The 20808-nt window shown below is 35.1% G+C and carries 39 protein-coding genes; all 39 read left to right on the forward strand.

The genetic code is table 11. The features are described from left to right. Positions 1 to 438 (forward strand): EF-Tu C-terminal domain-related protein (locus C4R78_RS08135; protein ID WP_103896571.1); only part of this gene is annotated, 438 nt, incomplete at its 5' end. Positions 439 to 837: 399 nt separating this feature from the next. Beyond that, a complete protein-coding gene (gene rpsJ / locus C4R78_RS08140; RefSeq protein WP_103896572.1) occupies positions 838 to 1146 on the forward strand; it encodes a 30S ribosomal protein S10 in 309 nt (102 codons plus the stop codon). Between the two features lie 48 nt (positions 1147 to 1194). Then, complete coding sequence (gene rplC / locus C4R78_RS08145; RefSeq protein ID WP_103896573.1) at positions 1195 to 1836, forward strand: 50S ribosomal protein L3; 642 nt, start codon at positions 1195 to 1197, stop codon at positions 1834 to 1836. A gap of 23 nt (positions 1837 to 1859) precedes the next feature. Further along, positions 1860 to 2480: a 50S ribosomal protein L4 gene (rplD, locus tag C4R78_RS08150; protein WP_103896574.1), complete on the forward strand. Its 621-nt coding sequence runs from the start codon at positions 1860 to 1862 to the stop codon at positions 2478 to 2480. Further along, the gene (rplW, locus tag C4R78_RS08155) at positions 2480 to 2779 is read left to right on the forward strand and encodes a 50S ribosomal protein L23 (RefSeq protein ID WP_103896575.1); all 300 of its coding nucleotides are present in this window, start codon (positions 2480 to 2482) and stop codon (positions 2777 to 2779) included. Before rplD ends, rplW begins: the two co-directional genes overlap by 1 nt. 56 nt (positions 2780 to 2835) lie before the next feature. After that, the gene (rplB, locus tag C4R78_RS08160) at positions 2836 to 3663 is read left to right on the forward strand and encodes a 50S ribosomal protein L2 (protein ID WP_103896576.1); all 828 of its coding nucleotides are present in this window, start codon (positions 2836 to 2838) and stop codon (positions 3661 to 3663) included. 74 nt (positions 3664 to 3737) lie between these two features. Then, the gene (gene rpsS, locus C4R78_RS08165; protein ID WP_103896577.1) at positions 3738 to 4022 is read left to right on the forward strand and encodes a 30S ribosomal protein S19; all 285 of its coding nucleotides are present in this window, start codon (positions 3738 to 3740) and stop codon (positions 4020 to 4022) included. An 18-nt stretch (positions 4023 to 4040) separates the two neighbouring features. Continuing rightward, complete coding sequence (gene rplV, locus C4R78_RS08170; protein WP_103896578.1) at positions 4041 to 4385, forward strand: 50S ribosomal protein L22; 345 nt, start codon at positions 4041 to 4043, stop codon at positions 4383 to 4385. A 19-nt stretch (positions 4386 to 4404) separates the two neighbouring features. Next, on the forward strand, positions 4405 to 5079 hold the full coding sequence (rpsC, locus tag C4R78_RS08175) for a 30S ribosomal protein S3 (RefSeq protein ID WP_103896579.1): 675 nt from the start codon (positions 4405 to 4407) through the stop codon (positions 5077 to 5079). A 26-nt stretch (positions 5080 to 5105) separates the two neighbouring features. After that, entirely contained in the window at positions 5106 to 5546 is a 441-nt protein-coding gene (gene rplP / locus C4R78_RS08180; protein WP_103896580.1) for a 50S ribosomal protein L16, read from the forward strand. After that, positions 5536 to 5748, forward strand: coding sequence for a 50S ribosomal protein L29 (rpmC, locus tag C4R78_RS08185; protein ID WP_103896581.1), 213 nt, complete (start codon positions 5536 to 5538; stop codon positions 5746 to 5748). The genes rplP and rpmC overlap by 11 nt, the downstream gene beginning before the upstream one ends. 18 nt (positions 5749 to 5766) lie before the next feature. Beyond that, positions 5767 to 6021, forward strand: coding sequence for a 30S ribosomal protein S17 (gene rpsQ / locus C4R78_RS08190; RefSeq protein WP_103896582.1), 255 nt, complete (start codon positions 5767 to 5769; stop codon positions 6019 to 6021). Positions 6022 to 6045: 24 nt separating this feature from the next. Next, entirely contained in the window at positions 6046 to 6414 is a 369-nt protein-coding gene (rplN, locus tag C4R78_RS08195) for a 50S ribosomal protein L14 (protein ID WP_103896583.1), read from the forward strand. 15 nt (positions 6415 to 6429) lie between these two features. Then, positions 6430 to 6747 (forward strand): 50S ribosomal protein L24, encoded by a 318-nt coding sequence (gene rplX, locus C4R78_RS08200; RefSeq protein WP_103896584.1) that lies wholly within the window; start codon positions 6430 to 6432, stop codon positions 6745 to 6747. Positions 6748 to 6769: 22 nt separating this feature from the next. Continuing rightward, positions 6770 to 7312: a 50S ribosomal protein L5 gene (rplE, locus tag C4R78_RS08205; protein WP_103896585.1), complete on the forward strand. Its 543-nt coding sequence runs from the start codon at positions 6770 to 6772 to the stop codon at positions 7310 to 7312. A gap of 16 nt (positions 7313 to 7328) precedes the next feature. Beyond that, positions 7329 to 7514: a type Z 30S ribosomal protein S14 gene (locus tag C4R78_RS08210; protein ID WP_103896586.1), complete on the forward strand. Its 186-nt coding sequence runs from the start codon at positions 7329 to 7331 to the stop codon at positions 7512 to 7514. 28 nt (positions 7515 to 7542) lie between these two features. Beyond that, entirely contained in the window at positions 7543 to 7941 is a 399-nt protein-coding gene (rpsH, locus tag C4R78_RS08215; RefSeq protein ID WP_103896587.1) for a 30S ribosomal protein S8, read from the forward strand. A 24-nt stretch (positions 7942 to 7965) separates the two neighbouring features. Further along, entirely contained in the window at positions 7966 to 8508 is a 543-nt protein-coding gene (gene rplF, locus C4R78_RS08220) for a 50S ribosomal protein L6 (RefSeq protein ID WP_103896588.1), read from the forward strand. A 19-nt stretch (positions 8509 to 8527) separates the two neighbouring features. Next, on the forward strand, positions 8528 to 8896 hold the full coding sequence (gene rplR, locus C4R78_RS08225; protein WP_103896589.1) for a 50S ribosomal protein L18: 369 nt from the start codon (positions 8528 to 8530) through the stop codon (positions 8894 to 8896). A gap of 19 nt (positions 8897 to 8915) precedes the next feature. Then, positions 8916 to 9416: a 30S ribosomal protein S5 gene (gene rpsE / locus C4R78_RS08230; protein WP_103896590.1), complete on the forward strand. Its 501-nt coding sequence runs from the start codon at positions 8916 to 8918 to the stop codon at positions 9414 to 9416. 12 nt (positions 9417 to 9428) lie between these two features. Beyond that, positions 9429 to 9608, forward strand: a complete 180-nt coding sequence (gene rpmD, locus C4R78_RS08235; RefSeq protein WP_103896591.1) for a 50S ribosomal protein L30 — start codon at positions 9429 to 9431, stop codon at positions 9606 to 9608. A gap of 19 nt (positions 9609 to 9627) precedes the next feature. Beyond that, entirely contained in the window at positions 9628 to 10068 is a 441-nt protein-coding gene (rplO, locus tag C4R78_RS08240; RefSeq protein WP_103896592.1) for a 50S ribosomal protein L15, read from the forward strand. 2 nt (positions 10069 to 10070) lie between these two features. Then, on the forward strand, positions 10071 to 11345 hold the full coding sequence (gene secY / locus C4R78_RS08245) for a preprotein translocase subunit SecY (RefSeq protein WP_103896593.1): 1275 nt from the start codon (positions 10071 to 10073) through the stop codon (positions 11343 to 11345). A 20-nt stretch (positions 11346 to 11365) separates the two neighbouring features. Next, positions 11366 to 12019, forward strand: a complete 654-nt coding sequence (locus C4R78_RS08250; RefSeq protein WP_103896594.1) for an adenylate kinase — start codon at positions 11366 to 11368, stop codon at positions 12017 to 12019. Beyond that, positions 12016 to 12762, forward strand: a complete 747-nt coding sequence (gene map, locus C4R78_RS08255; RefSeq protein ID WP_103896595.1) for a type I methionyl aminopeptidase — start codon at positions 12016 to 12018, stop codon at positions 12760 to 12762. Before C4R78_RS08250 ends, map begins: the two co-directional genes overlap by 4 nt. 16 nt (positions 12763 to 12778) lie before the next feature. Continuing rightward, positions 12779 to 13048: a KOW domain-containing RNA-binding protein gene (locus C4R78_RS08260; RefSeq protein WP_103896596.1), complete on the forward strand. Its 270-nt coding sequence runs from the start codon at positions 12779 to 12781 to the stop codon at positions 13046 to 13048. 17 nt (positions 13049 to 13065) lie between these two features. Beyond that, positions 13066 to 13284, forward strand: coding sequence for a translation initiation factor IF-1 (gene infA / locus C4R78_RS08265; protein WP_103896597.1), 219 nt, complete (start codon positions 13066 to 13068; stop codon positions 13282 to 13284). A 12-nt stretch (positions 13285 to 13296) separates the two neighbouring features. Next, complete coding sequence (rpmJ, locus tag C4R78_RS08270) at positions 13297 to 13410, forward strand: 50S ribosomal protein L36 (RefSeq protein WP_008908556.1); 114 nt, start codon at positions 13297 to 13299, stop codon at positions 13408 to 13410. Between the two features lie 75 nt (positions 13411 to 13485). Next, the gene (gene rpsM, locus C4R78_RS08275) at positions 13486 to 13863 is read left to right on the forward strand and encodes a 30S ribosomal protein S13 (RefSeq protein WP_103896598.1); all 378 of its coding nucleotides are present in this window, start codon (positions 13486 to 13488) and stop codon (positions 13861 to 13863) included. Positions 13864 to 13880: 17 nt separating this feature from the next. Continuing rightward, positions 13881 to 14276, forward strand: a complete 396-nt coding sequence (gene rpsK / locus C4R78_RS08280) for a 30S ribosomal protein S11 (RefSeq protein ID WP_103896599.1) — start codon at positions 13881 to 13883, stop codon at positions 14274 to 14276. Between the two features lie 19 nt (positions 14277 to 14295). After that, positions 14296 to 14916, forward strand: coding sequence for a 30S ribosomal protein S4 (gene rpsD / locus C4R78_RS08285; RefSeq protein WP_103896600.1), 621 nt, complete (start codon positions 14296 to 14298; stop codon positions 14914 to 14916). A 64-nt stretch (positions 14917 to 14980) separates the two neighbouring features. Then, positions 14981 to 15928: a DNA-directed RNA polymerase subunit alpha gene (locus tag C4R78_RS08290; protein ID WP_103896601.1), complete on the forward strand. Its 948-nt coding sequence runs from the start codon at positions 14981 to 14983 to the stop codon at positions 15926 to 15928. Positions 15929 to 15952: 24 nt separating this feature from the next. Next, positions 15953 to 16297 carry a 50S ribosomal protein L17 gene (gene rplQ / locus C4R78_RS08295; protein WP_103896608.1) on the forward strand — a complete coding sequence of 115 codons (345 nt, stop codon included), beginning with the start codon at positions 15953 to 15955 and terminating at the stop codon, positions 16295 to 16297. A gap of 75 nt (positions 16298 to 16372) precedes the next feature. Next, entirely contained in the window at positions 16373 to 17221 is an 849-nt protein-coding gene (locus C4R78_RS08300; protein ID WP_103896602.1) for an energy-coupling factor transporter ATPase, read from the forward strand. Continuing rightward, the gene (locus tag C4R78_RS08305; protein ID WP_103896603.1) at positions 17197 to 18057 is read left to right on the forward strand and encodes an energy-coupling factor transporter ATPase; all 861 of its coding nucleotides are present in this window, start codon (positions 17197 to 17199) and stop codon (positions 18055 to 18057) included. The genes C4R78_RS08300 and C4R78_RS08305 overlap by 25 nt, the downstream gene beginning before the upstream one ends. Then, positions 18054 to 18854: an energy-coupling factor transporter transmembrane component T family protein gene (locus C4R78_RS08310; protein WP_103896604.1), complete on the forward strand. Its 801-nt coding sequence runs from the start codon at positions 18054 to 18056 to the stop codon at positions 18852 to 18854. The genes C4R78_RS08305 and C4R78_RS08310 overlap by 4 nt, the downstream gene beginning before the upstream one ends. Further along, a complete protein-coding gene (gene truA / locus C4R78_RS08315; protein ID WP_103896605.1) occupies positions 18855 to 19589 on the forward strand; it encodes a tRNA pseudouridine(38-40) synthase TruA in 735 nt (244 codons plus the stop codon). A gap of 113 nt (positions 19590 to 19702) precedes the next feature. Continuing rightward, on the forward strand, positions 19703 to 20137 hold the full coding sequence (gene rplM / locus C4R78_RS08320) for a 50S ribosomal protein L13 (RefSeq protein ID WP_103896606.1): 435 nt from the start codon (positions 19703 to 19705) through the stop codon (positions 20135 to 20137). 24 nt (positions 20138 to 20161) lie between these two features. After that, a complete protein-coding gene (gene rpsI / locus C4R78_RS08325) occupies positions 20162 to 20557 on the forward strand; it encodes a 30S ribosomal protein S9 (RefSeq protein WP_103896607.1) in 396 nt (131 codons plus the stop codon). Positions 20558 to 20808: the final 251 nt, after the last annotated feature.

A 20808-nucleotide genomic window follows, 5' to 3' on the forward strand; every position in this document is an offset into this window, starting at 1 on the left:
GAAAAGAAGAAGACAGTAGTAACAGGAGTAGAAATGTTCAGAAAGGTTCTTGATGTAGCAGAAGCAGGAGACAACATAGGAGCATTATTAAGAGGAATTAACAGAGATGAAATAGAAAGAGGTCAAGTTCTTGCGAAGCCAGGAACAGTAAACCCACACAAGAAATTTGAAGGACAGGTATACGTATTAAAGAAGGAAGAAGGAGGAAGACATACTCCATTCTTCAACGGATACAGACCACAATTCTATTTCAGAACAACAGACGTTACAGGAACAATTAAGTTACCAGAAGGCGTAGAAATGTGCATGCCAGGCGACCACGTAACAATGGAAGTAGAACTTATAACACCAATAGCAATGGAAGAAGGATTAAGATTTGCTATAAGAGAAGGTGGAAGAACAGTAGGCGCTGGCGTTGTTTCTAAGATTATTGAATAATAAAAAGGCGACGGCCTTCCGTCGCCTTTTTTATGAATTTACAATAAGAAGTTGACTATATCGCAATAATATGGTATATGTTATTAAGTGTGGGCTTTAAACGATTTGAGGTGAAAAATGTAGTATTAGGGGTTACCCTTAAAATTTATAAAAAATATAAAGAAAGGTCTTGTCAATTTAGAAATAATATTGTAAAATATAAGAGTTGTAATATGAAATTGCGATGAAGCAAGAGGTTGCCGTATTTTCGGGGAATTCTTGCTGAGTATGTCTGATCAAGAATCGGGCGACAAAGGTAGTGAAGTATGGACAACAAAGTGATACACCCGGATATGTGTGTTAAGCTACCGTTGTCGTGCGTTAATAAACAAAGCGTGCGATGAAAAGGAGGGTAAGAAAATGGCAAAGCAAAAAATAAGAATTAAGCTTAAGGCTTTCGATCATAATCTACTAGATTCATCAGCTCAAAAAATAGTAGAAACAGCAAAGAAAACAGGAGCTTCAGTATCAGGACCAGTTCCACTACCAACTGAAAGAGATGTAATAACAATCTTAAGAGCTGTTCATAAGTATAAAGACTCAAGAGAACAGTTTGAAATCAGAACTCATAAAAGACTTATAGATATATTAAATCCAACTCAAAAAACTGTTGATGCTCTTATGAGATTGGATTTACCAGCTGGTGTTGATATTGAAATAAAGCTCTAATATTATGAATGCGTAATGCATTCCGCTAATATTTAAGGAGGTGCCAAAATGAAAAAGGGTATACTAGGAAGAAAGTTAGGAATGACTCAAATATTTACAGAAGACGGCAAGGTCATTCCAGTAACAGTTATTCAAGCAGGTCCATGTGTAGTAGTTCAAAAGAAGACAGTTGAAACAGACGGATACAATGCTATACAAGTTGGTTTTGAAGATATAAGAGAAAAACTTGTTAACAAACCATTAAGAGGACATTTTGCAAAGGCAAATGTAACTCCAAAGAGATTCTTAAAAGAATTAAGACTTGATGATGTAAGCCAATATGAAGTAGGAAGCGAAATTAGAGTCGATATATTTGCTGAAGGTGAAAGAGTAGACGTAACTGGAACATCAAAGGGTAAAGGTTTCCAAGGTGTTATAAAGAGATGGAATGCTCAAAGAGGACCAATGTCCCACGGTTCAAAGTATCATAGAAGAGTTGGTTCAATGGGTGCATCAACTTTCCCAGCAAGAACATTCAAGGGTAAGAAAATGCCAGGACACATGGGAGCAGAAAGGGTAACAGTATTAAATCTTGAAGTTGTTAAGGTTTATCCAGAAAAGAATATTATACTTGTAAAAGGTGCTGTTCCAGGTCCAAAGAAGGGTCTTGTAATAATAAGAGACTCTGTTAAGGCTGCTAAGAAGGCATAATGCAAAGGAAAGGAGGATGTAGGATGCCTAAGGTGGATTTATTTAATATGAATGCTGAAAAAGTTGGTGAAATAGAGCTTTCTGATGCAGTATTTGGTGCTCCTATAAACAAGGAAGCAATGCATCAGGTTGTTGTAAATATCCTTGCAAATAGAAGACAAGGAACTCAATCAGCATTAACAAGAGGAGAAGTTTCCGGTGGTGGAAGAAAGCCATGGAGACAAAAGGGAACAGGTAGAGCAAGACAAGGTTCTATAAGAGCACCACAATGGAGACATGGTGGAGTTGTATTTGCACCAAAACCAAGGGATTACAGCTACAAGCTACCAAAGAAGCTTAAGAGAGTGGCATTAAAGTCAGCTCTTTCATCAAAGGTTGCTGAAAATCAAATAATAGTTCTTGATAAGTTAACTTTAGAAGCTCCAAAGACAAAGACAATAGTTGAAATGCTTAAAAAGTTTAATGCAGATAAGACATTGATAGTTGTTAAGGAATCAGACGAAATAATCTACAAGTCAGTAAGAAATATTGAAAATGCGCATGTATTACCAGTTAACAACTTAAACGTTTATGATATATTAAAGTATGACAAGTTTATAGTAACTCAGGATGCAGTAAGGTTAATCGAGGAGGTGTATGCATAATGAAGCTTACAAATTATGATATCATAATAAGACCAATAATAACTGAAAAAACAATGAATCAAATGGCTTTAAGACAATACACTTTCCTCGTGCATCCTGATGCGAATAAGTCAATGATAAAGAGAGCAGTTGAAGAAATATTTGGTGTTAAGGTTGAATCAGTAAAAACAATGAATTACCAAGGAAAGAGAAAAAGAGTAGGATTAAGCTTTGGTAAGAAGCCAGATTATAAAAAGGCTATTGTTAAGTTAACTGAAGATAGCAAGGCAATAGAATTCTTTGAAGGATTTGGAGCTTAATAAAATAAGCGTTATTGGCTTGATGCCAGATAAGCGAGATGAAGGAGGGAAAGAGAATGGGAATCAAAGTATATAAGCCAACTTCTCCAGGTAGAAGAAATATGTCAGTTCTTGATTATTCAGAAATAACTAAGAAAGAACCTGAGAAGTCACTTGTTATTACTTTGAAAAAGCACTCAGGTAGAAATAATCAAGGTAGAATCACAGTTCGTCATAGAGGTGGCGGATATAAGATAAAATACAGAATTATAGACTTTAAGAGAGATAAGGACAATATACCAGCAAAGGTTACTGCAATAGAATACGATCCAAATAGAACAGCATTTATAGCTTTATTAACTTACGCAGATGGTGAAAAGAGATATATAATTGCTCCAAATGAATTAAAAGTTGGCGACGTTGTAATGTCAGGAGAAAACGTAGATATTAAAGTAGGTAATGCTCTTCCACTTAGAAATATACCAGTAGGTACATTTATTCATAATATTGAGCTATATCCAGGAAAAGGTGGACAATTAGCAAGAGCAGCTGGTGCTTCAGCACAACTTCTTGCAAAAGAAGGAGATTATGCTCACGTTAGACTTCCATCCGGTGAAATAAGACTTGTAAGACTTGATTGTAGAGCTACAATAGGTATAGTTGGTAATTTAAGCCATGAACTTGTTAGAATAGGTAAAGCAGGTAGAAAGAGACACATGGGTATAAGACCAACAGTAAGAGGTTCAGCGATGAACCCAGTTGACCATCCACACGGTGGTGGTGAAGGTAAGGCTCCAATCGGTCATCCAGGACCACTTACTCCATGGGGTAAACCAACTCTTGGATACAAGACAAGAAAGAAGAAGAAGTATTCAGATAAGTTTATTGTTAAGAGAAGAAAGTAATTTAAGGGAGCAGAAATATAAGGCTTGCCTTATATGCTCTGCTTCCTAAATAACCTAGAAGGGAGGAAACAAAGTTGGGTAGATCATTAAAGAAAGGACCTTTCTGTGACGATCATTTATTAAAGAAAATTTTGGAAATGAATAAAACAGGAGAAAAGAAAGTTATAAAGACTTGGTCAAGAAGATCAACAATACTTCCACAAATGGTAGGACACACAATAGCTGTTTATGATGGAAGAAAGCATGTTCCAGTTTATATAACTGAGGATATGGTTGGACATAAGTTAGGTGAATTTGCTCCAACAAGAACATTTAGAGGACATGATGATACAGAAAAGTCATCAAAGGTTAAGAAGTAATGAAGGGAGGGTGCTTCGATGGAGGCAAAAGTAGCTAAAGCCCATGCAAGATATGTCAGAATATCACCAAGGAAAGTTAAGGTTGTAATTGACTTAATAAGAGGAAAAGATGTAGGAGAAGCTTTATCAATATTAAGGCTTACTCCAAGAGCAGCAGCTCCAATAGTTGAAAAGCTTTTAAGATCAGCTATGGCGAATGCTGAAAACAATCATGGTATGGATGTATCAAAGCTTTATATTGCTGAAATTTATGCAAATCAAGGACCAACATTAAAAAGATACCAACCACATGCTCAAGGTAGAGCATTTGAAATAAAGAAAAGAACAAGCCACATAACAGTGGTATTAAAGGAAAGGGCATAATCGGAAGGAGGGTCATCGCGTGGGTCAAAAAGTAAATCCACATGGATTAAGAGTAGGTATAATAAAGGATTGGGATTCAAAATGGTATGCTGATGATAAACATTTTGCTGATCTTTTAATTGAGGATTACAAAATAAGAAAGTATATAAAGAATAAATACTATCAGGCTGGTATTTCAAGGATAGTTATAGAAAGAACAGCAAATAAGGTTAGAATCAATATTCATACAGCAAAGCCAGGTATGGTTATCGGTAAAGGTGGTCAAGGAGTAGAAGAATTAAAGGCACAACTTGAAAAGATGACTGGAAAGAACATAATTATAAACATAGTAGAAATTAAGAATCCAGAAATAGATGCTCAACTTGTTGCTGAAAATATAGCAGCTCAAATTGAAAAGAGAGTATCCTTCAGAAAAGCTATGAAGCAAGCTATCTCAAGAGCAATGAGATTTGGTATAAAGGGTATTAAGACAGCTGTTTCAGGAAGACTTGGCGGTGCTGAAATGGCAAGAACTGAAGGATATCATGAAGGAACTATTCCACTTCAAACTTTAAGGGCAGATATAGACTACGGTTTTGCAGAAGCGCTTACTACTTATGGTAAGATAGGAGTTAAGGTTTGGATATACAAAGGAGAAGTTCTTGGAAAGAGAAAGCCACAAGCTACAGAAACAACAGAAGCTGCTAACAAATAAATGTGATCAGGAAGGAGGAATTGGATATGTTAATGCCAAAGAGGGTAAAGCATCGTAAGGTTCAACGTGGAAGAATGAAGGGTAAAGCTACAAGAGGTAATACTCTTGCTTACGGCGAATACGGTTTGGTTGCAACTGAACCAGGTTGGATTACAAGCAATCAAATTGAAGCGGCAAGAATTGCTATAAACAGATACGTAAAAAGAGGCGGAAAACTTTGGATAAAGATATTCCCAGATAAGCCAGTTACAAGAAAGCCAGCTGAAACACGTATGGGTTCAGGTAAAGGTTCTCCAGAATACTGGGTAGCAGTAGTTAAACCAGGAAGAGTTATGTTCGAATTAAGCGGAGTTAGCGAAGAAGTAGCAAGAGAAGCAATGAGACTTGCATCCCATAAGCTTCCTATTAAATCAAAGTTTGTAACAAAACGTGACTTTGAGATGGGTGGTGATGTAAATGAAGGCTAATGAATTAAAGGCAATGAGAGAAGCAACTGCTGAAGAAATCCAAAAGAAAATAACAGAATTAAAGGCTGAGCTTTTCAACTTAAGATTCCAACATGCAACTGGTCAGCTTGAAAACCCAATGAGAATTAGGGAAGTTAAAAAGTCAATAGCACAGCTTAAGACAATAATGAGAGAAAAAGAGCTTAAGGCTATGGGCAGATAATGAAGGGAGGTATAGCCTGTGGAAAGAGGACTTAGAAAGGTTAGAATAGGAAAAGTAGTTTCAGATAAAATGGATAAAACTATAGTAGTTGCTGTTGAAAGACTTGTTCGTCATCCACTTTACGGAAAGACTGTAAAAAGAACTACTAAGTTTAAGGCACATGATGAACACAATGAAGCTAAGATTGGTGACATTGTTAAGATAATGGAAACAAGACCTCTTAGCAAGGAAAAGAGATGGAGACTTGTTGAAATAATCGAAAGAGCAAAATAATTTCTCTGAAAGGAGGTTTAACCTATGATTCAACCACAAACAAGATTAAAGGTTGCTGACAATACAGGCGCTAAGGAAATAATGTGTATAAGGGTTCTTGGCGGTTCAAATAGAAAGTATGCTAACATTGGAGATGTAATAGTAGCTAGCGTTAAAAGTGCAACACCCGGAGGTGTTGTAAAAAAAGGAGACGTTGTTAAAGCTGTTGTAGTAAGATCAGTAAAAGGTTTGAGAAGACCAGATGGAACTTATATAAGATTTGACGAAAATGCAGCAGTTATAATTAAAGATGACAAGACACCAAGGGGAACAAGAATTTTCGGACCTGTAGCAAGAGAATTAAGGGACAAGGAATTTACAAAGATCATTTCACTTGCACCAGAGGTACTATAAAGGGAGGTGGCCTGAATGCCTAAGGTTCATGTAAAAAGAGGAGATACAGTTCTTGTAATAACTGGCAAGGATAAAGGAAAAACAGGTGAAGTATTAAAGGTATTTCCTCAAAAGAATAGAGTAATAGTTAAAGGAGTTAATATAGTTACTAAGCACGTAAAACCAAGCATGGCAAACAGACAAGGTGGAATTATAAAGCAAGAAGCTCCAATACATGCTTCAAATGTTATGCTTTACTGCACAAAGTGCAATAAGCCAACAAGAATAGCTCATAAATTCTTAGAAGACGGATCAAAGGTTAGAGTTTGCAAACATTGCAATGAGACATTCTAAACCTTGAAAGGAGGTTAACTAAATGGTTCCAAGACTTAAGGAAAAATATGAAAAAGAAGTAGTTCCAGCTTTACGTGAAAAGTTTGGATATAAAAGCATAATGGAAGTTCCAAGACTTGAAAAGGTTGTTATAAACATGGGTGTTGGTGATGCAAAGGATAATCCAAAGCTTTTAGAAGCTGCAGTAAATGATCTTACTCTTATAGCTGGACAAAAAGCAGTTGTTACAAGAGCAAAGAAGTCAATATCAAACTTTAAGATAAGAGAAGGTATGCCAATAGGATGTAAGGTAACTTTAAGAGGCGCAAGAATGTATGAATTCGTTGATAAGTTATTTAACATTGCGCTTCCAAGAGTTAGAGACTTCAAAGGAGTATCAAATAAGGCGTTTGACGGAAGAGGAAATTATACTCTTGGTATAAAAGAACAATTGATATTCCCAGAAATTGATTATGATAAGGTAGAAAAGGTTAGAGGAATGGATATCGTGTTTGTAACTACAGCAAAGACAGATGAAGAAGCTAGAGAATTATTAAGATTACTCGGAATGCCATTCGCTCAATAATAAAGGAGGGAGTTTTGTGGCACGTAAAGCAATGATTGCCAAGTGGCAAAGAAAACCAAAGTTCTCAACAAGAGCATATACAAGATGTAGAATATGCGGAAGACCACACGCTGTTCTTAGAAAGTTCGGCGTTTGCAGAATATGCTTTAGAGAATTGGCTTACAAGGGTGCAATCCCAGGTTGCAAGAAGGCAAGTTGGTAATATATAAGTTGAAAGGAGGCCAGAAAATATGGTTATGACTGACCCAATTGCTGATATGCTAACTCGTATCAGAAACGCAAATATAGTAAAACACGAATATGTAGAAGTTCCAGCCTCAAAGATAAAGAAAAGAATTGCAGAAATAATGGTTGAGGAAGGATACTTAGCAGGAATAGAAGAATATCAAGATGGTTCTGTTCCAATGCTTAAACTTATAATGAAATATGGTCCAAATAAAGAAAGAGTAATATCAGGTTTAAGAAGAATTTCAAAGCCTGGTTTAAGAGTATATGCACAAAAGGATAACATTCCAAAAGTTCTTGGAGGACTTGGAATAGCAATTCTTTCAACATCAAAAGGAATTATGACTGACAAACAAGCAAGAAAAGAAGGAATAGGTGGAGAAGTTATCTGCTACATTTGGTAATTTTGAAGAATAGGAGGTGCAGTCATGTCAAGAATAGGTAGACTTCCTGTAGTTATACCTCAAGGCGTAACTGTTACTGTAAGCGATAACAACGAAGTAACAGTTAAAGGGCCAAAGGGAACTTTGACAAAGCAAATGAGCAAAAAGGTTAATATAGCAGTTGAAGATGGAAAAGTAATAGTTACAAGACCAGATGATGAAAAGGAAACAAAGGCATTACATGGTCTTACAAGATCTCTTATAAAAAACATGGTTATAGGTGTAACTGAAGGATACCAAAAGACTTTAGAACTTGTTGGTGTAGGTTATAGAGCGGCAAAGCAAGGTAAGAAATTGGTATTAAACGTTGGATATTCACATCCAGTTGAAATAGAACCTGTTGAAGGCATTGAATTTGAAGTTCCAGCTGCAAACCAAATAGTTGTAAAAGGTATTGATAAAGAATTAGTTGGTCAAGTTGCAGCAAGAATTAGAAGCGTAAGAGAACCAGAACCATATAAAGGAAAAGGTATTAAATATATAGATGAAGTTATAAGACGTAAGGAAGGAAAGACTGGTAAGAAGTAATAGAAAGGAGTGAGGTTTGATGATTACTAAGCCATCCAGAAACGAACAAAGAAAGAAAAGACATTTAAGAGTTCGTAAAAAAGTTTTTGGAACAGCTGAACGTCCAAGATTAAATGTATATAGAAGCGAAAAGCATATGTATGCACAAATTATAAATGATGAGCTTGGGGTTACTTTAGTTGCAGCTTCAACTTTAGATAAAGAACTAAGAGATAAGATTAAAGTAGGAAGCAATAAAGAAGCTGCAAGAGAAGTTGGAAGACTTATTGCAAAGAGAGCATTAGAAAAAGGAATTACTAAGGTTGTTTTTGATAGAGGCGGATATATTTATCATGGAAGAGTAAAAGAACTTGCTGAAGGCGCTAGAGAAGCAGGCCTTGACTTCTAATGGAGAAGGAGGGAAATAGATGAGAATAGATCCAAGCAAGATCAAAGGGCTTAAAGAAAAAGTTGTTTATATAAATAGAGTTGCTAAGGTTGTTAAAGGTGGTAGAAACTTCAGATTTAGCGCTTTAGTTGTTGTTGGAAATGAAGATGGATATGTAGGCGTTGGAACAGGAAAGGCGGCTGAAGTTCCAGATGCAATAAGAAAAGCAATAGAAGATGCTAAAAAGCATCTTATAAAGGTTGCAAGATACGGAACTACAATACCACACGAAATGGTTGGAGATTTTGGAGCATCTAAGGTTCTTATAATGCCAGCTCCAGAAGGAACAGGTATTATTGCTGGTGGTGCAGTTCGTGCAGTTCTTGAGCTTGCTGGTATAAAGGACGTTAGAGCAAAGTCACTTGGTTCAAACAACCCAAGAAACGTTGTTAATGCTACAATAGATGCATTAATGAAGCTTAAGACTCCAGAAGAAATAGCAAGGCTAAGAGGTAAGACAGTAGAAGAGATTTTAGGTTAGGAGGGAAAGACCGTGGGTAAGCTAAGAATTACTCTTGTTAGAAGCACAATTGGCAAAAAGCCCGACCATAGAGCTACAGTAAGAGCCCTCGGCTTAACAAAGATTGGAAAAACTGTTGAGCATGAAGATACTCCTCAAATAAGAGGTATGGTAAATAAAGTAAAATACATGCTAAAGGTAGAAGAAGTATAATACGAGGGAGGTGCTTTAAATGAAGCTACATGAGTTAAGACCAGCTCCCGGAACAAGAAAGGAGCCAAAGAGAAAGGGTAGAGGTACTGCAACTGGTCAAGGAAAGACTGCAGGTAGAGGTCAAAAAGGTCAAAAGGCAAGATCAGGTGGCGGAGTAAGACCAGGATTTGAAGGCGGTCAAATGCCACTTCACAGAAGAATTCCAAAGAGAGGATTTACAAACATATTTGCAAAGGAATATGCTATAGTTAACGTTGAAGATTTAAATAGATTTGAAGAAGGAACAGTTGTAACTCCAGAGTTACTTCTTGAAAATAGAATAATAAGAAAGTTAATGGATGGCGTAAAGGTTCTTGGAAACGGAGAATTAAAGAAGGCATTAACAGTAAAGGCTCATAAGTTCAGCGCGTCAGCTGTTAAGAAGATAGAGGCTGCTGGAGGTAAAATAGAGGTGATTTAATAATGTTAAAAACCTTACGTAATGCTTTTAGCATTCCGGATTTAAGAAAAAGAATTTTAGTGACAATTTTGTTACTTATGGTATACAGGGCGGGAGTTTTTATTCCCGTGCCTGGCATTGATATTAATCAATTAAAGTCTCTAGTTGATCAAGGGCTTCTTTTTGGATTTTTAGACATAATTTCTGGAGGAGCCTTTAAAGAATTTAGTATATTTGCTCTTGGTATAGTTCCTTATATAAATTCTTCAATTATTTTTAGCTTACTTGTTATAGCAATACCAAAGCTTGAAGAACTTTCAAAACAAGGAGAAGAAGGAAGAAAAAAGATTGCAGAATATACAAGATATGGAACAGTTGTATTTGCATTAATTCAGGCGCTTAGCATAGCTTTGTATTTAAGAAATAATGGGGCTCTTTTAAAGGATTCTTTAGGACAAATTTTATTGATAGTTTTAACCCTTACAGCAGGAACCACTTTCGTTATGTGGCTAGGTGAAAAGATTACAGAGTATGGTATAGGAAATGGTTCATCTATGATAATTTTTTCGGGAATATTAGCAAGGATACCTACAATGGGTTATTCAATTGCAGTTGCTATAAAAGGTGGTTCAGCAAATATTATAGAAGTTGTGTTATTCATAGCTTTTGCAATTTTAGTAATAGGCGGAGTTGTTGCTATGGACCTTGGGGAGAGGAGAATCCCCGTTCAATATGCTCAAAGAAAAGTTGGGCTTAGAACTTATGGTGGGCAAAGCACACATATTCCAATAAATTTAAATTCAGCAGGGGTTATTGCCATAATCTTTGCTATATCTGTTCTTCAATTTCCTCAAATAATGACTCAGTTATTTTTAGATCCTACTCATCCTGTTTATGTGTTATTTAATACAGGCTTTTTAAGTCCTAAAGGATGGGTTTATCCTATAGTTTATATATTTCTTATAATATTCTTTACATGGTTCTATACTTCAGTTACTTTTAAACCAGATGAAGTTGCTCAAAACTTACAAAAAAGCGGTGCTTTTGTTCCAGGTATAAGGCCTGGAAAACCAACTGAAGAGTATTTAACAAGAATATTAAATAGAATGACAATTATTGGTGGATTTTTTGCATCATTAGTTGCAGTATTGCCTATAGTATTGCAACATGTTACACATTTAGGGAATATACAGTTTGGAGGAACAGCTCTGTTAATAGTTGTAGGCGTAGCTATAGAAATAAATAAACAGCTTACAGCACAGTTATCAATGAGGCATTACGAAGGTTTCCTTAAATAATTTAGTTTGGAGGTATATAAATGAGAATAGTTTTGCTTGGACCGCCTGGTGCGGGAAAGGGTACTCAAGCAAAAAAGATAGTATCAGCTTTTTCAATACCTCATATATCAACAGGAGATATATTTAGAAAAAATATTGCAGAAAAAACTGAATTAGGGTTAAAAGCAAAGCAATATCTTGATAGTGGTCAGTTAGTTCCAGATAGTTTAACTATAGAGATTTGTCTAAAAAGGCTTGAACAAGAAGATTGTGCTAATGGCTTTTTACTAGATGGTTTCCCAAGAAATGTGGCACAGGCAGAAGCTTTGGATGAATATTTAAAGAGTAAAGATCTAAAACTTGATGCAGCAATTAACATTGATGTTCCAGAGGATCTTTTAATAAAAAGATTAACTGGACGAAGAGTTTGCCCAAACTGTGGAGCAAGTTTTAATGTAGAAACTACCCCCCCAAAAGTAGAAGGAATTTGTGATTTTTGTTCATCACAATTAGTTCAAAGAGCAGATGATACTATAGAAACTGTAAATCAGCGTTTGAAGGTTTATAAAGAACAAACTCAACCTATAATAGAATACTATGCTAAAAAAGGGTTACTTAAGAACGTGGATGGTTCACAGGATATTGAAAAAGTTTTTGAAGATATCTGTGTTATTTTAGGGAGAGAATCTAAATGATATATCTAAAATCAAAAAGTGAAATAGAAAAAATGAAAAAAGCAGGTAGAATTGTTGCAGAGCTTCTGCTACTTCTTGAAAAGCATGTAAAACCAGGAGTGACGACTAAAGAACTTGATAGAATTGCAGAGGAATTTATTGTATCTTGTGGAGCAAAGCCTTCCTTTAAGGGATATTACGGTTTTCCTGCAAGCCTATGCACCTCTATCAATGAACAAGTGGTTCATGGAATACCAAGTGATAGAGTTTTGCAAGAAGGCGATATAATAAGCATTGACTGCGGAGTTTTATTGGATGGTTTTCATAGCGATGCAGCAAGGACTTTCCCAGTAGGAAAAATTTCAAAGGAAGCAGAAAGGCTCATAGAGGTTACACAGCAAAGCTTTTTTGAAGGATTGAAATATGCTATTGTAGGAAATAGGATAGGGGATATTTCCCATGCTATACAAAAGTATGTTGAAGATAATGGTTTTTCTGTGGTTAGGGATTATGTTGGTCATGGCATAGGAAAACAACTTCATGAGGAGCCTCCTGTTCCTAACTTTGGAAAGCCCGGGAGAGGTCCTAAGTTGGCTGCTGGCATGGTGTTGGCAATAGAACCGATGGTTAATTTAGGAACTTTTGCTGTAATTGAGCTTGATGATGGATGGACAGTTGTTACTGCAGATAGAAAATTATCGGCTCATTATGAAAATACTGTGGCTATTCTTGAAAATGGTCCAGAAATATTGACAATAATATAAAATAGAGGTGGATTATATGGAAGGAATTGCCCTTGGACAAATAGTTCATTCCAGGGCAGGAAGAGATAAGGGAAGATACTTTATAGTTGTTGGTATAGTTGATGAAAATTATGTCCTTATTGCAGATGGAGATTTAAGAAAAATAGAAAAACCAAAGAAAAAAAAGATAAAACATCTTGTATTCCATGATTGGTATGCAAAGGATATACAAGAAGCTTTATTAAATAACAAAAAAATAAAGGATGCAGATTTAAGGAAGGCACTGCAGTCAATGGGGTTATTGTAAGGAGGTGCATCCACCTTATGGCAAAAGATGATGTTATTGAATTACAAGGAACTGTTATTGAGGCTTTACCAAATGCTATGTTTAAGGTAGAATTAGAAAATGGGCATGTTATACTAGCTCATATTTCTGGGAAGCTTAGAATGAACTTTATAAAAATTTTACCAGGTGATAAAGTAACAGTTGAAATTTCACCTTATGATTTAAGTCGTGGAAGAATAATTTGGAGAGGAAAATAAGGAGGGATAGCCATGAAGGTTAGACCATCAGTTAAACCAATTTGTGAAAAGTGCAAAGTTATAAAAAGACATGGAAGAATAATGGTTATTTGTGAAAATCCAAAGCATAAACAAAAGCAAGGTTAATTTGAACGCGGCTGCACCGAAGGCTGGTGTTTAATATAAAGTTTTTAATTAGTCTATAGGAGGTGTAAAAATACAATGGCTAGAATTGCTGGTGTTGACTTGCCAAGAGAAAAACGTATAGAAATAGCATTAACTTACATCTATGGTATAGGAAGATCAAGTGCAAATAAGATTTTGCAAGCTACAGGAATAAATCCAGATACAAGGGTTAAGGATCTTACAGAGGAAGAAGTTGCAAAACTTAGAGAACACATAGATAAGAACTATACAGTTGAAGGAGATTTAAGAAGAGAAATCGCCTTAAACATTAAGAGATTAATGGAAATAGGTTGCTATAGAGGATTAAGACATAAGAGAGGATTGCCAGTTAGAGGACAAAGAACAAGAACAAATGCTAGAACAAGAAAAGGACCAAGAAGAACTATTGGTGGCAAGAAAAAAGCTGGTAAATAATAAAGGAGGGACGTTGAATGGCACAGGCTAAGAGCAAGAAGGTAAGAAAGAGAAAAGAACGTAAAAATGTTGAACGTGGTGCTGCTCACATCAAATCAACATTTAACAATACAATTGTTACTATAACAGATTTAAATGGAAATGCTATAGCTTGGTCAAGTGCTGGTTCACTTGGATTTAGGGGTTCAAGAAAGAGTACTCCATTTGCTGCGCAAATGGCTGCTGAAACTGCAGCAAAGGCAGCAATTGAACATGGAATGAAGACTGTTGAAGTTTATGTAAAAGGACCAGGAGCAGGTAGAGAAGCTGCAATAAGAGCTTTACAGGCTGCAGGACTTGAAGTTAGCCTTATAAAGGATGTAACTCCAATTCCACATAACGGATGTAGACCACCAAAGAGAAGAAGAGTCTGATTATAGGAGGTGTAATTAAATGGCTAGATATACAGGACCATCCTGCAAATTATGTAGAAGAGAAGGAGTTAAGTTATATCTTAAGGGAGATAGATGCTATTCAGATAAATGTGCTTTAGTTAGAAGACCATACGCTCCAGGCCAACATGGTCATAATAAGAAGAAGCTTACTAACTATGGTATGCAATTAAGAGAAAAGCAAAAAGCAAAGAGAATTTATGGTGTATTAGAGGCACAATTTAGAAGATACTATGAAGAAGCTGAAAGACAAAAAGGTATCACTGGTGAAAATCTCTTAAGACTTCTTGAAATGAGACTTGACAATGTAGTATATAGATTAGGATTTGCAAGATCAAGAGCAGAAGCAAGACAACTTGTAAGACACGGTCACTTTACAGTTAACGGTAAAAAGGTTAACATTCCATCATATCAAGTAAAAGTTAATGATGTTATAGCGGTAAAAGAAAAGAGCAGGGAATTAGAATTATTCAAATCATTAAAGGAAGTTGCAACAACAGTTCCAAAGTGGTTAACTGTTGATAAGGAAAAGATGGAAGGACAAGTAATAGCATTACCACAAAGAGAAGACATAGATATACCTGTAAATGAAACATTAATAGTTGAGCTTTACAGCAAGTAATAGCTAATTGATAATAGAATCAGTTGCCCTCGGTGTTAAAGCTTCTTGAAGGAGGGTTAGTTAAATGTTTGATATTGAAAAACCAAAAGTTGAATGTGTTGAACGTGATGACGTTAATAATTATGCTAAGTTTGTTATAGAGCCCCTTGAAAGAGGTTATGGAACTACGCTTGGCAATGCAATGAGAAGAGTTCTTCTTTCTTCATTGCCAGGCGCAGCCGTGACTTCTGTTAAAATAGATGGTGTATTGCATGAATTCTCAACTATTCCTAATGTTAAAGAAGATGTGGTTGAGATAATACTTAATATAAAGGGGCTTGCTATAAAGGCAGAGGGTGAATTCCCAAAAACAGCAATTATAGATGCAGTAGGTCCATGCGTTGTTACTGGCAAAGATATAAAGTGTGATGGTTCCATTGAAATTGTAAACAAAGATCATCACATAGCAACATTAAGTGAAGGTGGAAGGCTCTATATAGAAATGACAATAAATCAAGGAAGAGGATATGTTCCAGCAGAAAAGAACAAGGAGCAATCCCATACAATAGGTATTATTCCAGTGGACTCAATTTATACTCCTATAAAGAGAGTAAATTATATTGTTGAAAATACTCGTGTAGGTCAAAGAACAGATTATGATAAGCTTACTCTTGAACTTTGGACTAATGGGACACTATCTCCTGATGATGCCATAAGCCTTTCAGCTAAGTTATTAATAGAACATTTTAAGATATTCTTATCATTAACTGATAATGTAGATGATGTGGAAGTTCTTATAGATAAGGAAGAAGAAAAGAAGGATAAGCTTTTAGAAATGACAATTGAAGAGTTAGACTTATCACAAAGGGCGTTTAATTGCTTAAAGAGAGCAGGAATTAATACAGTTGGAGATTTAGTTCAAAAAACTGAAGAAGACTTAATGAGGGTTAGAAACCTTGGTAAAAAATCTTTAGAGGAAGTTCAACAAAAATTAGAATCATTAGGATTTAGTTTAAAGAAGTCAGAGGAGTAGGAGGGATAGAAAGTGGCAAAGTACATGGGACACCGTAAATTAGGTCGTCCTACTGATCATAGAGTTGCAATGTTAAGAAACTTAGTTACAAGCTTCTTTAAATCAGAGGACGGCAGAATAATAACAACTGAAGCAAAAGCTAAAGAACTTAGAAGCATTGCTGAGAAAATGATCACTCTTGCAAAAAGAGGAGATCTACATGCAAGAAGACAAGTTCTTGCATATATAAGAGAAGAAGAAGTTGTTAGAAAGCTATTCAACGATATAGCTAAGAGATATGAAGGAAGAAATGGTGGATATACAAGAATATTAAAGCTTGGTCCAAGAAGAGGAGACTCAGCACCAATGGTTATAATAGAGCTTGTGTAAGTTAAAAGGGATTAAGTTAAGTATTTTTATACTTAATCCCTTTTTTCTTAATTTACAAAAGAAGGTGTTTTTCTTATGGAAATAATAAAAGCACGAAACGTTTATTTTTATTATAAGAAGGATTATGATGAAGAAAAAAAGAGGATAGCTCTTAATGGTATAGATATTGAAATAAGAAAAGGGGAATTTATTGCTATAATAGGCCATAATGGTTCTGGAAAGTCAACCTTAGCTAAACATTTTAATGCAATACTTGTTCCTGATGAAGGAGATATTATTGTTTTAGGGATAAATACAAAAGATCAAGATAAAGTGTGGGATGTTAGAAAAAACGTAGGAATGGTTTTTCAAAATCCCGACAATCAGATAGTTGCAACCATTGTAGAAGAGGATGTAGCTTTTGGACCAGAAAATTTAGGTGTTCCACCAGAGGATATAAGAAAAAGGGTAGATGAGGCGCTAAAAGCTGTAGATATGTTTGAATATGCTAAACATGGACCTCATTTGTTATCAGGAGGTCAAAAGCAAAGGGTTGCAATAGCTGGAGTTTTAGCAATGAAACCATCCTGTATTGTTTTAGATGAACCTACTGCTATGCTTGATCCTTCTGGAAGAAAAGAAGTGATGGAAACTATAAAAAGATTAAATAAAGAAGGTATAACCATAGTTTTAATTACTCACTTTATGGAGGAAGCGGTTGAAGCAGATAGAGTTATAGTTATGTCGGATGGGAAAGTTGTTTTAGATGGAACGCCGAGGGAAGTATTTAAAAATGTGAGTTTATTAAAACAACTAGGATTGGATATTCCTCAAATGATGCAGCTTGCCCATGAGCTAAAAAAGGAAGGGCTAAATATAAGGGAAGATATTTTAAATATAGAAGAGATGGTGGATGCTTTATGTCAATTAAAATCGAAGGTTTAACTTATATTTATATGCCTAATACTCCCTTTGAGAAAAGGGCCCTTGATAATATAAATTTAGAAATTAAAGATGGAGAATTTGTAGCCCTTATAGGACATACAGGTTCTGGCAAGTCAACATTGATTCAACAGCTTAATGGACTTTTAAAACCAACGTCAGGAAAAGTATATGTAGATGGTATATGTATTAATGAAAAGGGTGTTAATTTAAAAAATATAAGGCAAAAAGTAGGGATAGTATTTCAATATCCTGAACATCAACTTTTTGAAGAAACAATTTTCAAGGATATATCCTTTGGTCCTCGAAATTTGGGATTAGATGAAGCTGAGATAGAAAGAAGAGTAAAAAAAGCTATGGAAATAGTAGGGCTTGATTATGAAAAATACAAAGATAAATCTCCCTTTGAGCTTAGTGGGGGACAAAAAAGAAGAGTGGCTATTGCAGGAGTTTTGGCGATGGAGCCTAAGGTTTTAGTATTGGATGAACCAACAGCAGGATTAGATCCTAAAGGGCGAGAGGATATATTAAATCAGATAAAGAGAATGCATAAGGAATATAAAATGACGATAATAATGGTTTCCCACAGCATGGAAGAAGTAGCTGAGCTTGCAAATAGAATTATTGTATTAGATAAAGGAAAAGTTGTAATAGATGGTCCTCCTAAGGAAGTTTTTAAAAAAATTGAAATACTTGAGAGAGTAGGGCTTTCTGTTCCTCAAGTTACTCAGCTTTTTATTAGATTGAAAAAGCTTGGATTTGAAGTGGAGGATGGAATAATAACGGTAGATGAGGCCAAAAAGGAGATATTAAGGCTATTTAAGGAGAGAAAAATATGATCAAAGATATTACTATTGGACAATATCTTCCTGGCGATTCTTTTGTTCACAAGCTTGACCCAAGGGTAAAGATATTATTGTCGTTTTTATATATAGTGTTAATTTTTCTAGTAAATAATTATTATGGCTATTTAGTTATAATGATTTTTACCTTTTTAGTGATATTAGCAGCAAAAATACCTATAAAGTATTTGTTTAATGGGATAAAAGGTGTAATTTGGCTTATACTTTTTACAGCTTTGTTAAATGCAACTTTAACTCCAGGAAAAGTTGTATATAAGCTATTTAATTTTATTCCTTTTACTGATAAAGGTCTTGACCTTGCAGCCTTTATGTCTTTAAGACTAATATTATTAATAGTTGGAACTTCTATACTTACATTAACCACTTCACCTATATTACTTACTGATGGAATTGAAAGGCTTTTAAATCCTTTTAAAAGGGTAGGGGTTCCTGCCCATGAGCTTGCTATGATGATGACTATTGCATTAAGATTTATTCCTACTTTATTAGATGAAACGGATAAAATAATGAAGGCTCAAATGGCAAGGGGAGCAGACTTTGAAACAGGAGGAATAATTAAAAAAGCTAAAAGCTTGGTTCCTGTTTTAGTTCCTCTTTTTATAAGTGCCTTTAGAAGAGCTGATGATCTTGCTCTTGCTATGGAGGCAAGGTGTTATAGAGGTGGAGAAAATAGAACTAGATTAAAACAGTTAAAAGTAACTTCTAGGGATTACATTGCTATTTTGTTTTTTATTGTATTTTCAATAATTTGTATAATGAGTAGGCGATGGTAGATGAGAAACATAAAGTTGGTTATTGAGTATGATGGAACAAGATATTGTGGGTGGCAAAGACAAAAAAATGGAATATCAATTCAAGAAGTAATAGAAAAAGCTATTGAGAAATTGACAAAGGAACAAGTTGAGCTTATAGGTTCAAGTAGAACTGATGCAGGGGTTCATGCAAGAGGACAAGTAGCCAATTTTTATACTAATACTACAATACCTTCAGACAAAATTTGTTATGCTTTAAATAGCATTTTGCCACAGGATATTGCAATAATTGAATCCTGTGAGGTTCCTATGGATTTTCATTCGAGGTATAACAGTATAGGAAAAAAATATAGTTATACTATATTAAATAGAAGGATTGCATCTCCACTTTTGAGAAATTTTTCTGCACATGTACCTCAGCCTTTAGATTTTGAAGCTATGGTTAAAGCATCTAAGTATTTTTTAGGTGAACATGATTTTAGTGCTTTTAAAAGTACTGGAAGTTCTGTAAAGACCAGTATTAGAACCATAAGAAAATTAGATTTTACAAAAGATGGAGACATTATAAGGTTTGAGATAGAAGCAAATGGTTTTTTATATAACATGGTTAGAATAATAGCAGGAACTTTAATAGAAGTTGGAAAAGGAAAGATAAGAGCGGAAGATATTCCTTTAATCATTAAAAGTAAAGATAGAAGTAAAGCAGGTCCTACAGCGCCAGCGCAAGGTTTATGTTTAGAGAAGGTATACTATTGACACGCCGGGATAGTTGTATTAAAATAAAATAGTGTGATTATGCGCCAAAAAAGGACCACTAGCCCCGGATCCTTTAAGATAAATATATAGGATTAAATTAGGGAGGGAAAGCGATGAAAACTTACATGGCAAAAAAGGAAGAAATCCAAAGAAAGTGGTATGTAGTTGATGCTACTGATAAGACATTAGGTAGACTTGCTAGCCAAATAGCTGCAATATTAAGAGGAAAGCACAAACCAATATATACACCACACGTTGACTGCGGAGATTACGTAATAGTTATAAATGCAGAAAAGGTTGCTTTAACAGGAAAGAAATTAGATCAAAAGATGTACAGACATCACTCATTATATCCAGGTGGATTAAAGGAAATATCCTACAGAAGACTTCTTGAAACAAAGCCAGAACTTGCAATTGAAGAAGCAGTTAGAAGAATGCTTCCAAAGGGCAGACTAGGAAGAAAGATGTTTAAGAAATTAAAGGTTTACAGAGGACCAGTTCATAAGCATGAAGCACAAAAGCCAGAAGTACTTGAACTTAAGTATTAATGAGCCTGAGGGGAGGATATACTGATGGAAAGAGTTCAATACTATGGAACAGGTAGAAGAAAGACATCTGTTGCTAGAGTAAGATTGGTTCCAGGTGAAGGAAACATAATTATAAATAAAAGAACTTTAGATGATTACTTTGGTGGATTAGAAACATTAAAGGTTATAGTAAAGCAACCACTAGTATTAACAGGAAATTTAAATAAATATGATGTTCTTGTAAATGTTCATGGTGGCGGATTTACTGGCCAAGCAGGTGCTATAAGACATGGTATAGCAAGAGCATTAGTTCAAGCTGATCCAGAATTAAAACCTGTATTAAAGAAGGCAGGATTCTTAACAAGAGACCCAAGAATGGTAGAAAGAAAGAAGTATGGTTTAAAGAAAGCAAGAAGGGCTCCACAATTCTCAAAGAGATAATACGGTTCTATAATAAATGTTGGGGTGGTAAATAAACCTCAACATTTTTTCTTTAAATACAAAAAAGCACTTTATTCAGATGCCAGCTTTGCTAAAATATAATTAACCCACAAAATATTTTGAAAGGAGGCATCTGATAAAGTGCTTAGGAATAATTTTATCAATAATTTGCTTAATTTAAAAGATGTTTTCGTAAAAAATATTGTAAATGGTGATGATTTCGTTGAATTTCATGTTGAAACTAAAAAAAA

Source organism: Caloramator fervidus, from assembly GCF_900108045.1.
GTDB classification, from domain to species: Bacteria; Bacillota; Clostridia; order Clostridiales; family Caloramatoraceae; genus Caloramator; species Caloramator fervidus.

Coding starts and splice junctions, on each gene's coding strand:
- truA (WP_103896605.1), top strand. CDS start 18,855: ATGAGAAACATAAAGTTGGTTATTGAGTATGATGGAACAAGATATTGT.
- C4R78_RS08250 (WP_103896594.1), top strand. CDS start 11,366: ATGAGAATAGTTTTGCTTGGACCGCCTGGTGCGGGAAAGGGTACTCAA.
- rplF (WP_103896588.1), top strand. CDS start 7,966: ATGTCAAGAATAGGTAGACTTCCTGTAGTTATACCTCAAGGCGTAACT.
- rplB (WP_103896576.1), top strand. CDS start 2,836: ATGGGAATCAAAGTATATAAGCCAACTTCTCCAGGTAGAAGAAATATG.
- rplM (WP_103896606.1), top strand. CDS start 19,703: ATGAAAACTTACATGGCAAAAAAGGAAGAAATCCAAAGAAAGTGGTAT.
- rplW (WP_103896575.1), top strand. CDS start 2,480: ATGAAGCTTACAAATTATGATATCATAATAAGACCAATAATAACTGAA.
- rplQ (WP_103896608.1), top strand. CDS start 15,953: ATGGGACACCGTAAATTAGGTCGTCCTACTGATCATAGAGTTGCAATG.
- C4R78_RS08305 (WP_103896603.1), top strand. CDS start 17,197: ATGTCAATTAAAATCGAAGGTTTAACTTATATTTATATGCCTAATACT.
- rpmJ (WP_008908556.1), top strand. CDS start 13,297: ATGAAGGTTAGACCATCAGTTAAACCAATTTGTGAAAAGTGCAAAGTT.
- rpsK (WP_103896599.1), top strand. CDS start 13,881: ATGGCACAGGCTAAGAGCAAGAAGGTAAGAAAGAGAAAAGAACGTAAA.
- rplN (WP_103896583.1), top strand. CDS start 6,046: ATGATTCAACCACAAACAAGATTAAAGGTTGCTGACAATACAGGCGCT.
- C4R78_RS08290 (WP_103896601.1), top strand. CDS start 14,981: ATGTTTGATATTGAAAAACCAAAAGTTGAATGTGTTGAACGTGATGAC.
- rpsJ (WP_103896572.1), top strand. CDS start 838: ATGGCAAAGCAAAAAATAAGAATTAAGCTTAAGGCTTTCGATCATAAT.
- rplD (WP_103896574.1), top strand. CDS start 1,860: ATGCCTAAGGTGGATTTATTTAATATGAATGCTGAAAAAGTTGGTGAA.
- rplX (WP_103896584.1), top strand. CDS start 6,430: ATGCCTAAGGTTCATGTAAAAAGAGGAGATACAGTTCTTGTAATAACT.
- rpsE (WP_103896590.1), top strand. CDS start 8,916: ATGAGAATAGATCCAAGCAAGATCAAAGGGCTTAAAGAAAAAGTTGTT.
- rplO (WP_103896592.1), top strand. CDS start 9,628: ATGAAGCTACATGAGTTAAGACCAGCTCCCGGAACAAGAAAGGAGCCA.
- rplR (WP_103896589.1), top strand. CDS start 8,528: ATGATTACTAAGCCATCCAGAAACGAACAAAGAAAGAAAAGACATTTA.
- rpsH (WP_103896587.1), top strand. CDS start 7,543: ATGGTTATGACTGACCCAATTGCTGATATGCTAACTCGTATCAGAAAC.
- secY (WP_103896593.1), top strand. CDS start 10,071: ATGTTAAAAACCTTACGTAATGCTTTTAGCATTCCGGATTTAAGAAAA.
- rplV (WP_103896578.1), top strand. CDS start 4,041: ATGGAGGCAAAAGTAGCTAAAGCCCATGCAAGATATGTCAGAATATCA.
- rpmC (WP_103896581.1), top strand. CDS start 5,536: ATGAAGGCTAATGAATTAAAGGCAATGAGAGAAGCAACTGCTGAAGAA.
- rpsD (WP_103896600.1), top strand. CDS start 14,296: ATGGCTAGATATACAGGACCATCCTGCAAATTATGTAGAAGAGAAGGA.
- rpsI (WP_103896607.1), top strand. CDS start 20,162: ATGGAAAGAGTTCAATACTATGGAACAGGTAGAAGAAAGACATCTGTT.
- infA (WP_103896597.1), top strand. CDS start 13,066: ATGGCAAAAGATGATGTTATTGAATTACAAGGAACTGTTATTGAGGCT.
- C4R78_RS08260 (WP_103896596.1), top strand. CDS start 12,779: ATGGAAGGAATTGCCCTTGGACAAATAGTTCATTCCAGGGCAGGAAGA.
- rplC (WP_103896573.1), top strand. CDS start 1,195: ATGAAAAAGGGTATACTAGGAAGAAAGTTAGGAATGACTCAAATATTT.
- C4R78_RS08310 (WP_103896604.1), top strand. CDS start 18,054: ATGATCAAAGATATTACTATTGGACAATATCTTCCTGGCGATTCTTTT.
- rplE (WP_103896585.1), top strand. CDS start 6,770: ATGGTTCCAAGACTTAAGGAAAAATATGAAAAAGAAGTAGTTCCAGCT.
- rplP (WP_103896580.1), top strand. CDS start 5,106: ATGTTAATGCCAAAGAGGGTAAAGCATCGTAAGGTTCAACGTGGAAGA.
- map (WP_103896595.1), top strand. CDS start 12,016: ATGATATATCTAAAATCAAAAAGTGAAATAGAAAAAATGAAAAAAGCA.
- rpsM (WP_103896598.1), top strand. CDS start 13,486: ATGGCTAGAATTGCTGGTGTTGACTTGCCAAGAGAAAAACGTATAGAA.
- C4R78_RS08300 (WP_103896602.1), top strand. CDS start 16,373: ATGGAAATAATAAAAGCACGAAACGTTTATTTTTATTATAAGAAGGAT.